Genomic DNA, 13449 nt, shown 5'->3' with positions numbered 1-13449 from the left:
TCTGTCACTGGCGCGGCGCCGGGCAGGCGCCGCGCAGAGGCCAGCGGCCTCAGGGGCGCTTTTGCCCGTTGCCGAAAACCAGATATTTGAAGCTGGTCAACTGCTCGGCCCCGACGGGGCCACGCGCATGCATCTTGCCCGTCGCGATGCCGATCTCGGCACCCATGCCAAACTCGCCCCCGTCCGAGAACTGGGTCGATGCGTTGTGCATCACAACGGCGGAATCCACCGCCGTCATGAAGGGTGTCACCACATCCATATCCTCGGCCACGATGGCGTCCGTATGGCCCGATGAATGGGTCTGAACAAAGCCGATCGCCTCCTGCAGATCGGCCACGACCTTCACCGACATGATGTTGCTGAGATATTCGGTGCCCCAATCCTCGTCCGTCGCGGCGGTCATGCCCGGCACGATCTGCTGCGCCTCGGCATCGCCGCGCAGCTCGCAATCGTCGAGCGTTTGGGCCAGGCGGGGCAGAAATTCTCCCGCGATCTTGCGGTCGACCACGACACATTCAGTGGCGCCGCAAATACCCGTCCGACGCATCTTGGCGTTCTGGACGATGCCCACGGCCTTTTCGATATCGGCACTCTCATGGACATAGGTGTGGTTGTTGCCGTCCAGATGCAGAAGGGTCGGCACGCGGGCCTCCTTCTGGACCAGCGACACCAATCCGCGCCCGCCGCGCGGGATGACCAGATCGACGGCCTCGGTGCTGTGCAATAGCAGCTTGACGGCCTCGCGGTCGCGCGTGTCGACCAGTTGCACCGCGTCCTCGGGCAGTCCGGCGGCGCGCAGCCCCTCGGCCAGGCACGAAACGATCACGCGCGAGGAATGCAGGCTCTCGGAGCCACCGCGCAGGATCACGGCATTGCCGGATTTGACGCAGAGCGCGCCCGCATCCGATCCGACATTGGGGCGCGATTCATAGATCATGGCGATGACGCCGATGGGCACGCTGACGCGGTTGATCTTCAGCCCGTTGGGCCGGTCGAACGTCGCAAGCACGCGGCCAAGCGGGTCCTCCTGCGCCGCGATGGCGTCTATGGCATCGGCCATGCCCTCGACACGCTCTTCGGTCAGGGTCAGGCGGTCGATGAAGGCGGCGTCCTTTCCGCTGTCCCGGACGCTGGCACAATCCTTGGCGTTCGCCTCCAGCAGTTCGGACGCGCGTGCACGCAGCGCCTTGGCTGCCTCGGTCAGCGCCTGGTTGCGCTGCTCGGCCGTGGTGGCGGCCAGCCCCTGTGCCGCAGTCTTGGCGCGTTGTCCCAGGTCCGCGACCAGCGCGGCGATCTCGGGATTGGGCTGCGTCTGGTCCGTGCTCATGTCGTTCATAATCTTGTCTCCTTTCGACGGCCTTTTGGGCCGCATCATGGTGCCGCGCGCAGTGAGGCCTGCGAGATACCCCGGCGGGGTTTGTGCTCGGGGCCGCATGACATGGTCCGTTGCGGCCCATGCCGCAAGGGGTCTGCCTTAGCGCGTCTTGTGTGTTCGGGATGCTCCATAACGCAAAATCATGCCGTTTACAGCTATTTATACGTCGCTTTTGGATCGCGCCCGGTTTGTTTCGCCAAACGGATGCGGGTGCGCCTTTCGGCAGCGCTTCCACTGGCGGCAGGTAGCCCGAAACCCGGAGCCGAGCCGAGACCTGTTTGCATTCCGATATCCGGGGCGTGCTATAAAACGGCGAATCACTGAAAGGGGTAATGCTGTCTGTTGGCGTCCTTGGGCGCCACCGGAAGGTGTTTATTCCGTTGAATATAAAAGAATACTGGAGATCACTTGTGTCCAAGAGAAAAAAGATCGTGGTCAAGATCGGATCCAGCCTGTTGGCCAATAGTGAGAAGCTGACGCTGAGATATGCATTCATTAACGGCTTGATGAGCGACCTCGCGCAGCTTCAATCTGAGGGCCATGACATCATCCTGACGTCTTCGGGATCGGTCGCGCTGGGTCTCAACATGATTGGCAAACGCCCCGAGGAGGCCGGTATCATGGACAAGCAGGCCGCCGCCGCCTGTGGCCAACCCCTGCTGATGAATGCCTACCGGCAAGTCGCGTCCGAGCATGACATGGACGTGGCCCAGATGCTGGTCACGGTCGGCGACATGGAAGAGCGCCGCCGTTTCCTGAACATCAAGAACACGATGCTGCGCCTGCTGGAAAGCAACATCCTGCCCATCGTGAATGAGAACGATTCCATCGCAACGCGCGACCTTCGGGTGGGCGATAATGACCGCCTCTCCGCCAAGGTCGCCCAGATGGTCGAGGCCGATACGCTGATCATCCTGACCAGCGTCGAGGGGCTTTATGACCGCGATCCGGCAGACCCGGATGCCGAGTTCATTCACGAGGTCGAGGATGTGAGTGAGCATCTGGAATCCACCACCGGCATCAGCGAGCTGGGCAGTGGCGGGATGCTGACCAAGATGCACGCCGCCAACATGGCGCAGAATGCCGGGGTCGAGACGATCATCGCCGACGGCATCATCGAGCGCCCGATTTCCTCCGCGCTCAAGAACGAGCGGCGCCATACCCGCTGCCTCGTCTCGGGCGAGACGGCGTCGCCGCTCAAGATCTGGCTCAGCAACAGGTTGCAGGTCGCGGGCTCGCTTGTCGTGACGGATGCCGTCGCCGAAGCGCTGGTCGCGGGTGAATGCGGGATCAGTCGGGCCGATGTGACGTCGATCCAGGGCGATTTCACCAAGGGCGACGTTCTGCATATCTACGACGATTCCGGTACGGAAATCGCTCGCGGCCTGACCAATTTCTCATCAGAGGAAACCATGTTGATGGCGCGCCATATCGACATGCCTGTCGAGGACGTCATCGGCTACAAGACCAAGAGCGACGTGATCGCCAAGGAGAATATCCTGATCCTTGAGGAGAACCACCTGACGCTGGATGCCCCTGAGCATGACCAGAAGGTCGTCGTGACGATGTAGGCAGCCGGGCAGGGCGATGGTCCGACGATAGGGGTGCGGTGCCGACCGGGCCGCGCCCTTTTTCTCGGGCGGCAGTGCGGTATGCACGATGTGCCAGCTTGTCAGAAAGGCCTGAAGGCGCTGTTCGGTCACGGTCAGCTCGCGCGTGCCGCTGCGGGGCGGCATGTCGCGTGCGGTCTTGGCAAGGTCCAGAACGTCCGGGTGGATATAGCTCTTGCGCGCGATGGCGGGGGTGTTGTGCAGACGCTCGGCGGCGGCTTCGGCCATGGCCTTGATTGTTGGACGCTCGTCCTGCAGCGCGACCTCGAAGGCAGCGACCGTGCCCGCCCAGGTGCGAAACGTCTTCGCCGTCAAGGTCTCGATCCCGCCCGCCTCGGCCAGATAGCTGTTGGGGCAGGCCGAAGTGACGCGGCGCGGCGTGCCCTCACCGTCGAGCCAGGTCAGAAGCTCGGCCCCCGGCAGATCGCGAATACCCTCAAGCGCCTTCATCAGCCGCGAGCTGGCCAGTTGCCGCCGCACCCGCTTGGCACCCTTGCCGGTATGCGAGATGTTCAGCCGCCCGTCCCGCAGCCGCACATGGTGCCCCTTGAGGGTCAGCGCACCGTAACTGCCATTCTTGCGCGCGTATTCCGGGTTGCCCACGCGCAGCGACAGCCGGTCGAGCATCGCGGCGGCGGCGATTGCAAAGGCCTCTTTGCCCGGCTCTTCGGCCAGGTCGCGGCGTATGCGCCGGCGGATTGCGGACAAGACTTCGGCGAAATTCGGCAGGGCCGAGAATTTCTGCGCCGCCTGAAGCGCGGTCCATTCGGGACGATGGCGATATTGCTTGCGCGCGCGGGCGTCCTGCGCTGTGGCCACCAGATGACCGTTCTGCAGTGGCGAGATCCAGACATCCTCCCATGTCGGCGGGACGGCCAGGGATTCGATCCGGGTTCGCTCTTGCGCGGCGTCAATGCGCGTGCCGTCATCATTGAGGTATGAAAAACCACGCCGGCAGCGTCTTCGGCGAATACCGGGGCGCGTGTCGGGATACTAGCGCAGGCTGGGTGGCAGATCAGGGGTTTCAGATGGCAGACTTTCAAGCAAAGTCGCGGGGGCACAGTCACAACATCCCGCGCGCCAGCGGGATTCCGCTTTGCGGCGCTGGACCACAGGGAACCCGCCCGCCTGCGCCAGGGTTTTTCAAATGCGTGCCGCATCCTGCGGCGCCCGAGATCGAGGAGGCATTCATGCTACACCAATTCGCCGCATCCCCCGGCCCGCGTCCAGGCAATCCGGGCATTCCCGATCCCGGCCCGGCCAATCCGGGCCGCCCGGACCCGCAGCGCCCGCCGTCGGAGGTGCCGAACGATCTGCCGCCCGAAAAAGGGCCCGAGCCGCCGCAGGAGACGCCGCAGGATCTGCCGCCCGAGGATCCGTTCGAGCCGCCCAGCGAAACGCCGCCGGGCGGGCCAAGCGAGATCCCGCAGTACTGAAGCGTCAGCGCAGGCTGCGCAGCAGTTCTGCCGACGGCTCGCCCGTGGCGGGCAGGCCTTGGCTGGACTGATAGGCGCTGATGGCGCTGCGGGTATTGGGGCCGATCACGCCATCGGTGCCGCCCGTGTCAAAGCCGCGCGCGGTCAGGCGTTGTTGCAGCGCGACGCGATCGTCCTTGGTCAGGCCGTTCGCATCGGGCGGAAAGGCGCTGCGCAAGGGGCCGGCGCCGCCGATCCGGTCGGCCAGATGGCCGACGCCGATCGCATAGGAATCCGAGTTGTTATAGCGTTTTATGGCGCGGAAATTGCCGGTCACCGCAAAGCGAGGCCCGCCAGGCTGGGGCTGAAGCACCGTGCCTGATGCCGTCTCGCCGGGCATGACCTCGCGCCCCCAAGGGGTGCCGCGTGTCCATCCGCTCTTGGCGAGGTAGGCCGCGGTGGAGGCCAGCGCGTCGCTGGGATCCTCGGACCAGATGTCGCGCCGCCCGTCGCCTGTATAATCCACCGCGAAAGCCTCATACGAGGTGGGAATGAACTGGGTATGCCCCATCGCGCCCGCCCAAGAGCCGGTCATGCGGTCTGCGGTAATATCGCCGTTCTGGATGATCTTGAGCGCCGCAACCAACTGTTTTTCAAAGAAGGCGCCGCGCCGCCCGTCAAAAGCCAGCGTCGAGGTGGCAGAGATCACCGGCACATCGCCGCGTCGCTCTCCGTAAAAGCTCTCAAGCCCCCAGACCGCTGTGATGATCTCGGCATCGACGCCATAGCGCTGTTCGAGCGCGTTCAGCGTGGCCCGGTGGCGTGCAAAGGCGGCGCGGCCCTTGGTCACCCGCTCATCCGACGCGGCGATGGCAAGGTAGTCCTCCAGCGTGCGGGTGAATTCCGTCTGGTTGCGATCTCGCTTGACCACGCCAGGCAGATAGCCGGTGCCACGAAAGGCGCTGGCCAGTGTCGTGTCCGAGATGCCGTAGCCCCCGGCACGGCTGCGAAAACCCGCGACCCATGCATCATAGGCTGCATTGGGCACCGGACGCAGATCGTCTGGCAGCCCATCAGGCGCGCTGGCTTCGGCGGCGCCCGCCATACCAAGGCCGCGCATATCGCCGCAGGCCGAGAGCGCCAGCGCGCCAAGGCCGATAGCAAAGTGCCGCCGCGTGGGACCGCGTGCGGCGCGGCTGGCCGGTGCAGCTGCGCGTCCTGCCGATGTGTTGGAATTTGTCATGCCTGCCTCGCTCTTGTTTGTGCTTTTGCGGGTGATCTTAGGGTATCGAAGGCTTGGGCAAAAGTGGGTGCGCGCGGCGAACGGGGATTATTGCCTGCGCTGTTTCACAGGCCGCGCAGAGGCCGCGCAGACCGTGGTTCTCGCATGGCAAGACATGTCCTGCCGGCGCAGCGCCCTTCGATAGGCAAGTACCGGCCCATAAAGCAGCCAAGGGTTGAAGAACAAGACAATTTGGCGCAGTATATTTTTCGTGTCAGACCATGTCGTTGACGCCCGAACTTCAACAAGGCTGACGATCGCCCGGCCGTCTGATCGATCCAAGGAAATTGCGCCCAGAATGTTGAACGGTGCCCTAACTCACCTCTTGGAACTCAAGCGCACGCACAAGCGGGTCCTGCAGCTGATCACGGACGCTGTTTTGCTGACGCTCAGCTATGTAGCTGCAGCCGGGCTGGCCGGCGGGGGCACGGTGATTGCCACCGGAGGGGCGTGGCTCGCGGCGCTGATCTTTGTACCTATAAGCCTTCTGGTATTTATCCGGCTGGGGTTTTACCGGGCGGTCGTTCGATATCTGTCAATCCAGTTGCTGATGACCATTCTCTTTGGGGTGCTTGCTTCGGCTGCGCTGCTTCTGTCATCGCTGCGGATGCTGGATGTGCCGTTGCCATTGACCACCGTGCCTATCTACGGGCTGATTGCCATGTGTGTGCTGGGCGGTTTGCGTATGGCCCTGCGCGAGTTGCTGCAGCGCCACGCGTCCGAGGGGCGCAAGCCGGTGCTGATCTATGGCGCGGGAAAATCCGGTCGCCAACTGCTCAGCTCGCTGCGTGAGCAATCCGAATTCGTGGTGGTCGCCTTCTTGGACGATGCCACGGAACTTCACGATTCCGAGGTCGGGGGCATCCGCATCCACGATCCCGCGCGTCTTGGCCGTTTGATCCATCTTTACGGGGTCAAGGTGGTGCTGCTGGCGCTTCCTAGCGCCTCGCGTGCCGAGCGCCGTGAAATCGTCGAGCGGCTCGAGCCTTATCCGGTGCGCGTGCAAACCATTCCCGGCATGTCGGACATCGTGACGGGCAAGGCCCGGATGAGCGATCTGCACGACATTGCCATCGAGGATCTGCTGGGCCGTGACCCCGTTCCGCCGATGGAGCCTTTGATGAAAGGCGATATCGAGGGCAAAGTGGTGATGGTGACCGGGGCCGGAGGCTCGATCGGGTCCGAGCTTTGCCGTCAGATCATCCAGCAGAGCCCCAGCGTCCTGATCCTGTGGGAGCTGTCAGAACTCGCGCTCTATAACCTCAACAACGAGCTGACCGACGCCATCGAGGCGCGTAAGCTGGACGTGCGGCTGGTGCCGTTGATGGGGTCGGTGCAGAACCCTCGTCGCCTGACCGCCACGTTGGCACGCTTCGCGGTGCAAACGATCTATCATGCGGCGGCCTACAAGCATGTGCCTCTGGTCGAGCAGAACGTGGTCGAAGGGGTGCGCAACAACGTTTTCGGCACAAACGCCGTCGCGCAGAGCGCCATCGACGCCGGGGTCGAGTCGGTTATCCTGATCTCGTCCGACAAGGCGGTGCGCCCGACCAACGTAATGGGCGCCTCCAAACGTCTGGCCGAGCTGATATTCCAGGCCGCCGCGCGTCGCCAGAACCGCACGACCTTCTCGATGGTGCGGTTCGGCAATGTGCTGGGCTCGTCCGGGTCGGTCATTCCGCGCTTTCGAAGCCAGGTTGAGCGGGGCGGGCCGGTCACGGTGACAGATCCCGAGATCACCCGCTATTTCATGACCATTCCCGAGGCCGCGCAACTGGTCATTCAGGCTGGCGCCATGGCGACTGGCGGCGATGTCTTTGTTCTGGACATGGGCGAGCCGATCAAGATCGTCGATCTGGCCGACAGCATCATCCGTCTGAGCGGGCTGACGCCCTACCATGTGCTGCCGGGCAGCAATGGCGGGGCGGCACATGTCGAGGGCGATATCGCCATCCAGTTCACCGGGTTGCGACCGGGCGAAAAGCTGTTCGAAGAACTGCTCATCGGGGAGGCGTCGGGATGCACCCTGCATCCGCGCATCATGACCGCGAACGAGACATGTCTCTCGCCCGAGGCGTTGGATCTGCTGTTGGACAAATTGCTGAACGCTTGCAAGATGCAGGATATCACCGCATTGCGCGATCTGATTTCCGCCGCGCCGGTCGAATATACCCCGTCGGGGCCAGCCGCAGACCTTCTGAGCAGCGATGATGATCTTTGGGCGCGCGAGGCGGCGGAGTGATCCATGCGGCCCGCGCCGGTTTGCGAAGTGTTGCATAGGGGCGTGATCCGCCAATTTTATAACGCCTGCGCGTCCCAGCGCCGTTGCCCAAGGCGGGTATCTGTGCAAAAACTCCGGGCAACAGATTGAACGGAAGAGTTTAGCCATGACCGACTATGCCACGCGTCGCACCATGATGGTCGACACGCAGATCCGCCCAGCCGACGTGACCAAGTTTCCGATCATCGACGCCATGCTCAGTGTGCCGCGCGAGGCCTTTGTGCCCCGCGCCCTGCGCGAGGCCGCCTATGTGGGCGAGAACGTGGACCTGGGCGGCGCCCGCGTCGTTCTGGAGCCGCGCACACTGGCCAAGATGCTGGATTTCCTCGACATTCGTGGCGACGAACTGGTGCTCGATGTGGGCAGTGCGCTCGGTTATTCCTCGGCTGTGATTTCGCGCATGGCGGAGGCGGTCGTTGCGTTGGAGGAGGATGAGGCACTGGGCGGCGAGGCGCAGGCCCTGCTGCTGGAACATGGTGCCGACAATGTCATCACCCATGCGGCGCCGCTTGCCGGCGGCGCCTCCGAGCATGGGCCCTATGACGTGATCATCGTGGAAGGCGCGGTGGAACATCTGCCTGACACGCTGATTGAACAGTTGAAAGAAGGCGGGCGCATAGCCTGTATGTTTGTCGAAGGCGCGCTGGGCGTGGTGCGCATCGGCTACAAGCTGAACGGAGTGATGAACTGGCGCTTTGCCTTCAATGCGGGTGCGCCCGTGCTGCCGGGATTCGAGCGGCGCGCGGCCTTTACCCTGTAATCGAATTAACTGGACGACTCGGCGCATGCGATGCGCCTCCGGCGTGGCCGAAAGGACGATAGCGATGATGACCCTTCTGAAAACGGCGCGGCCCGAAGCGCGCAAGCGGCGCGGTCCGATCAGCGGCGCTGTCCGTGGTTGGCTGATCGCGGCAGCCTTGTCGCTGACGGCGCCCGCCGCCATGTCCGAGACGCTGGCCGACGCCCTCGCCGCGGCCTACAACACCAGCGGCCTTCTGGAACAGAACCGTGCTCTGCTGCGCGCTGCGGATGAGGATGTTGCCGCTGCGGTGACGCTGTTGCGTCCGATCATCTCCTGGTCCACCGACGTCACCCGAAACTATAGCCGCGTGAGGGGCGGGACCGGGCTCGACGCATTCAACAACGGCAGTTCCGACACCACCAGTCTGACGGCCGCGATCACGGCCGAGTGGCTGATCTATGATTTCGGTCGCTCGTCACTAAGAGCCGCGTCCGCCAAGGAACTGGTGCTGGCGACGCGCCAGTCTCTTGTCGGCATCGAACAGGACGTGCTTTTCCGTGCGGTTCAGGCCTATATGAATGTGGTGCGCAACACGCGCTTTGTCGCTCTGCGCCGCAACAACGTCCGCGTGATCGGCGAATCCCTGCGGGCGGCTCAAGACCGCTTCGAGGTGGGCGAGGTGACGCGTACCGACGTTGCGCAAGCTGAGGCGCGCTTGTCGCAGGCTCGCAGCAATCTGGCGACCGCGCGGGGCGATCTGAAGCGCGCGATCGAGGAGTATGTCGCCGTGACCGGACGCCAGCCCGGTAACCTGACGACCTCGCCGCGCGTGCCGACGCTCACCCGCAGCGAAGATACCGCCAAGGTGGTTGCACTGCGCAATCATCCAGACATGCTGGCCGCACAATACAACGTGGCGGCTGCCAAGCTGAATGTGCTGGTGGCCGAGGCCGCGATGAAGCCCAGCGTATCGCTGGGCGCCAGTGTGGGTGTCTCCGAGCGTCTGGATGGCAGTACCGAAACAGATAGCAATAGTCTCAGCATTGGGGTCAGCGGGCCGATCTATCAGGGCGGTGCGCTGTCCTCGAACAAGCGCAGCGCCTATGCGCAGCGCGACGCGCAACTGGGCGTGCTCCACCAGACGCGCGATCGGATTCGCCAGAACGTCGGCATCGCATATGCGGTGCTCGAGGCCGCGCGCGCCTCTGCCGTGGCGTCCATCGAGCAGGTGCGTGCCGGGCGCGTGGCCTTCGAAGGTGTCAACGAGGAGGCCAATCTGGGCGCCCGCACGACGCTGGACGTGCTTGATGCCGAGCAGGAGTACCTCGACGCGCAGGCCAATCAGATTTCAGCGGAGGCCGATGTGATCATTGCTGCCTATGCGGTGTTGGAATCTACTGGTGAGCTGACAGTGCGCGATCTCAATCTGGCTGTGCAGACCTACGATCCGTCGGCCTATTACAACCTCGTCAAGGATGCCCCTGCCGCGCTCAGCGAGCGCGGCAAGTCGTTGGATCGGGTGCTGCGCAAGATCGGAAACCAGTAAAACTGCGCCTATCTGTTGTGCGACAGCCGCCGCGCCGGTAAGCTGAGCGGTGAGGCAAGAACCGAGGGCGATAGAACCATGTCCGATCCCGTCACGAATGTTGAAATTGAGGATGTGCTGTCTTCGATCCGGCGCTTGGTATCGAGCGATGGGCGCCCGCCGAAGGCCGCGGAGGCGCCAGTCGTGGAACCTGCCGAGCCGGAACGGCTTGTCCTGACGCCGTCCTTGCGAATCGATGATGCCGCGCAGACACCCGCGACGCCGAAGGATGAGGGCGCCGGTGATAATGCCCATATGCTGTTTGGTGAAGGTAGCCTCGACGATGTGGATGATCACGCCGAGCCGGATGATGAAGACGACTGGACCGACCAGATCGACGCGCCCGGCGCCCATGATGCCGATATGCTGCGGACGGAGACCGTGGATGACTTCGACAGCGAACTGACCGCGCTCGACGATGCTACGGACGAAGTGGAAAGCGACGATGAGGCGGGCATCGGAGGGTCCGTGCCAGCGCTCGATCCTGATGAAGATGACCGCGCGAACGATCAAAAAGACAACGAGAGAAAAGATCGTGCGGGCGCTCTAAAGGCGCGGGTCGCCGAGCTCGAAGAGGTCGTCGCGCGGCAGGCCGACCAGTGGGATCCCGACGGCGCAGGGTCGGATGAAAACTCTGGCAGCCCTGTCTCGCCTCTTCCTTGGGAGGATTACGCTCCCGGCGGTGACGACGCCGAGGCCGAAAACAAAGATGCCAAGCGGGTCATCGAAGAGGCGATAACCAAGGCGGCAGAGACTCCGGCCAAGCCTGTAGCGGATAGCCCCGAAACTGGCGGCGCCGACGCAGATGACGGTGACGCCGAAGAAATCCCCGACAACTTCGCCGCAGCCGAGCCCGATGAGGCTGATGCGCCGCGTGGCTCCCATGCGCCGCGAGACGACGAGGATGCGGATCTGTTCGCCGGAAGTGACGAGTATCTGGACGAAGACGCGCTGCGCGATCTGGTTGCCGATATCGTGCGCCAGGAATTGCAGGGCGCGCTGGGCGAGCGGATCACCCGCAACGTGCGCAAGCTGGTTCGCCGCGAAATTCACCGCGCATTGACCAGTCAGGAACTGCAGTAGCTATCGGACCTCGGCGGCCAGCGATAGCAGGCGGTCGAGATCCATATGCGTCTCCAGATGGTCGGCGAGTGCGTCCAGGGCTGCGTCTACGCCGCTTTCGAATTGCAGGTCGGACGCACAGCCCAGTTCAGCCAGGTAGGCCGCGCGGAAGGCGTCGGATGATAGCAGGCCGTGCACGTAGCTGCCTCGGATCATCCCATCGCGGCTGCTGGCGCCTTCCGCCGCGCCCGACATGGACAGCCATGCGCGCGCGCGGTCCGGACCGGTGGTCTGGCCCATGTGGATCTCGTAGCCGGTGATACCCGTCCCGCTGCCCGGATGATGCCCGGTGCCGAGTGATAACCGTTTGTGCGGCTCCATCACTGTATCCACCGCCAGATGGCCGAGGCCGGGCACGGTGCATTGCGGCCCCTCGACCCCGCCGGGGTCCGAAAGTGTGCGGCCCAGCATCTGATACCCGCCGCAAAGACCCAGCACCGCACCGCCCCGCCGGATATGGGCGGCCAGATCGATATCCCAACCATTGGCGCGAAACTCTGCCAGATCCGCGATGGTGGATTTGCTGCCGGGGATCACGATCAGCCCGGCATCACCGGGCAGGGGCTGGCCGGGGGAAATGATGCGGACGGTTACATCGGGCTCGGCGCTGAGCGGGTCGAGGTCATCGAAATTGGCGATCCGGCCAAGCCGGGGCACGGCGATGATGAAATCACCACCCGGTCGCTGGATAATCTCCTGCGCGTCCTCTGCGGGCAGGCGCCACGCATCCGTGAACCATGGGATCACGCCAAGGGACGGCCATTTGGTGCGCGTTTCAATCTCAGACAGCCCGTCATCGAAAAGGCGCGCATCGCCGCGAAATTTGTTGATCGCAAAGGCCTTTATCTGTGCGGCATCTTTGGGCGCCAGCACTGCCTGCGTGCCGACGATCTGCGCGATGACGCCGCCCCGGTCGATATCGCCGACAAGAACAACAGGCACGCCTGCGGCGATGGCAAAGCCCATATTGGCGATGTCGCCCTGCCGCAGGTTGATCTCGGCGGGGCTGCCCGCCCCCTCGACTAGTACCAGATCAGCTCCGGCACATAGGCGGGAGAAGCTTTCCTGCACGGCGTGCATCAGGCTTTGCTTGCGTTCGGGATAGGCGCGGGCCTGCCAACGGCCTTGCACGCGGCCCTGCACGATGACCTGCGCGCCCGTCTCGCTCTCGGGTTTCAGCAGGACGGGGTTCATGTCGGTATGCGGCGCCTTGCCGGCGGCGCGGGCCTGCAGCGCCTGCGCCCGCCCGATCTCGCCGCCATCCGCGGTCACGGCGGCGTTGTTCGACATGTTCTGCGGCTTGAACGGCGCCACGTTCAGCCCGCGCCGCGTGCAGGCGCGTGCCAGCCCCGCGACCAGCATGGATTTCCCGACATTCGAGCCGGTGCCCTGAATCATGATGGCGCGCGCCATTCCCTGTCCTATGCTGATTGCCTGACCAGATGTAGGACATTAACCAGCCGCAAGGAAAGCCGCGAAAGCGCCTTTGGGCTCAAAAACGACCAAAGCCCTGCCGGATCCGGCAGGGCTTGGTACATCCTCATGCGGGATGCGAAACGAAAAAGGCGTGGCCTCAGGCGGCTTCGGCCTGCGCGGCGGCGGCCGCGTGACGGCGCTCGCTCTCTTCGCGCGACAGCGCGACCGACGTGCGCACACCCTTGGAGACGAAATCCATCAGGCCCGACACGACACGCTCGTTCGGGTCGATACCTGCGCAGGACAACACCTCACGGCCATCGCGCGAACGCGCCCAGCGGGCGATCTGATCGGGGCCGTTGCCATATTTCTTGTCGTCTGAAATTGCATCATCGAGTGCAGCCAGTACGACAGCTGCGAAAAGTTTGCGTGCCCGGTTGCCTTGCTCGTTATTGAAGGCGGCACCGTCAACGAAATCCTTCATGGTTCGTCCTTTATTAGTCTTGTGTTTTTGGGTTGTCGCTGTTTATGGCTGAGTTTATGCGATTCGGATAGAGCAGATATGCATACCTCTTATGCGCCTGGTGCATGTCTTCTGCTCGCTGCATACGACATATCGTT

10 protein-coding genes and 1 pseudogene are annotated in these 13449 nt (G+C 63.7%); 6 read left to right on the top strand and 5 right to left on the bottom strand.

Features of this window, described 5'->3' with window-relative positions:
- Positions 1 to 49: 49 nt before the first annotated feature.
- Positions 50 to 1336 carry a glutamate-5-semialdehyde dehydrogenase gene (locus ACEWPM_RS14580; RefSeq protein ID WP_393963026.1) on the bottom strand — a complete coding sequence of 429 codons (1287 nt, stop codon included), beginning with the start codon at positions 1334 to 1336 and terminating at the stop codon, positions 50 to 52.
- Positions 1337 to 1785: 449 nt separating this feature from the next.
- On the opposite strand from ACEWPM_RS14580, the gene proB reads away from it, so the two are divergent.
- A complete protein-coding gene (gene proB / locus ACEWPM_RS14575) occupies positions 1786 to 2946 on the top strand; it encodes a glutamate 5-kinase (RefSeq protein ID WP_393963025.1) in 1161 nt (386 codons plus the stop codon).
- Positions 2947 to 3243: 297 nt separating this feature from the next.
- Here proB and ACEWPM_RS14570 read toward each other — a convergent pair.
- A pseudogene (locus ACEWPM_RS14570) lies at positions 3244 to 3957 on the bottom strand (DNA topoisomerase IB); the annotation flags it as partial.
- A gap of 218 nt (positions 3958 to 4175) precedes the next feature.
- On the opposite strand from ACEWPM_RS14570, the gene ACEWPM_RS14565 reads away from it, so the two are divergent.
- Positions 4176 to 4421, top strand: a complete 246-nt coding sequence (locus ACEWPM_RS14565) for a hypothetical protein (protein ID WP_393963024.1) — start codon at positions 4176 to 4178, stop codon at positions 4419 to 4421.
- A gap of 4 nt (positions 4422 to 4425) precedes the next feature.
- On the opposite strand, the gene ACEWPM_RS14560 is transcribed toward ACEWPM_RS14565, so the two are convergent.
- A complete protein-coding gene (locus ACEWPM_RS14560) occupies positions 4426 to 5520 on the bottom strand; it encodes a lytic murein transglycosylase (RefSeq protein WP_393963073.1) in 1095 nt (364 codons plus the stop codon).
- 460 nt (positions 5521 to 5980) lie between these two features.
- On the opposite strand from ACEWPM_RS14560, the gene ACEWPM_RS14555 reads away from it, so the two are divergent.
- The 4 genes from ACEWPM_RS14555 to ACEWPM_RS14540 all read left to right on the top strand — a co-directional run bounded on the left by ACEWPM_RS14555 (position 5981) and on the right by ACEWPM_RS14540 (position 11373).
- Positions 5981 to 7924 (top strand): polysaccharide biosynthesis protein, encoded by a 1944-nt coding sequence (locus ACEWPM_RS14555; protein ID WP_393963023.1) that lies wholly within the window; start codon positions 5981 to 5983, stop codon positions 7922 to 7924.
- 145 nt (positions 7925 to 8069) lie between these two features.
- Positions 8070 to 8723: a protein-L-isoaspartate O-methyltransferase family protein gene (locus ACEWPM_RS14550; protein WP_393963022.1), complete on the top strand. Its 654-nt coding sequence runs from the start codon at positions 8070 to 8072 to the stop codon at positions 8721 to 8723.
- Positions 8724 to 8787: 64 nt separating this feature from the next.
- Positions 8788 to 10251 carry a TolC family outer membrane protein gene (locus ACEWPM_RS14545; RefSeq protein WP_393963021.1) on the top strand — a complete coding sequence of 488 codons (1464 nt, stop codon included), beginning with the start codon at positions 8788 to 8790 and terminating at the stop codon, positions 10249 to 10251.
- A 78-nt stretch (positions 10252 to 10329) separates the two neighbouring features.
- The gene (locus tag ACEWPM_RS14540; protein ID WP_393963020.1) at positions 10330 to 11373 is read left to right on the top strand and encodes a hypothetical protein; all 1044 of its coding nucleotides are present in this window, start codon (positions 10330 to 10332) and stop codon (positions 11371 to 11373) included.
- Here ACEWPM_RS14540 and ACEWPM_RS14535 read toward each other — a convergent pair whose 3' ends face one another.
- On the bottom strand, positions 11374 to 12825 hold the full coding sequence (locus ACEWPM_RS14535) for a cobyric acid synthase (protein WP_393963019.1): 1452 nt from the start codon (positions 12823 to 12825) through the stop codon (positions 11374 to 11376).
- Positions 12826 to 12985: 160 nt separating this feature from the next.
- On the bottom strand, positions 12986 to 13312 hold the full coding sequence (locus tag ACEWPM_RS14530; RefSeq protein WP_393963018.1) for a DUF6280 family protein: 327 nt from the start codon (positions 13310 to 13312) through the stop codon (positions 12986 to 12988).
- Between the last annotated feature and the right edge of the window lie 137 nt (positions 13313 to 13449).

This window comes from Roseovarius maritimus (assembly GCF_043355895.2).
Taxonomy (GTDB): domain Bacteria; phylum Pseudomonadota; class Alphaproteobacteria; order Rhodobacterales; family Rhodobacteraceae; genus Roseovarius; species Roseovarius maritimus.
This window is presented reverse-complemented; position numbering and strand designations above follow the sequence as displayed.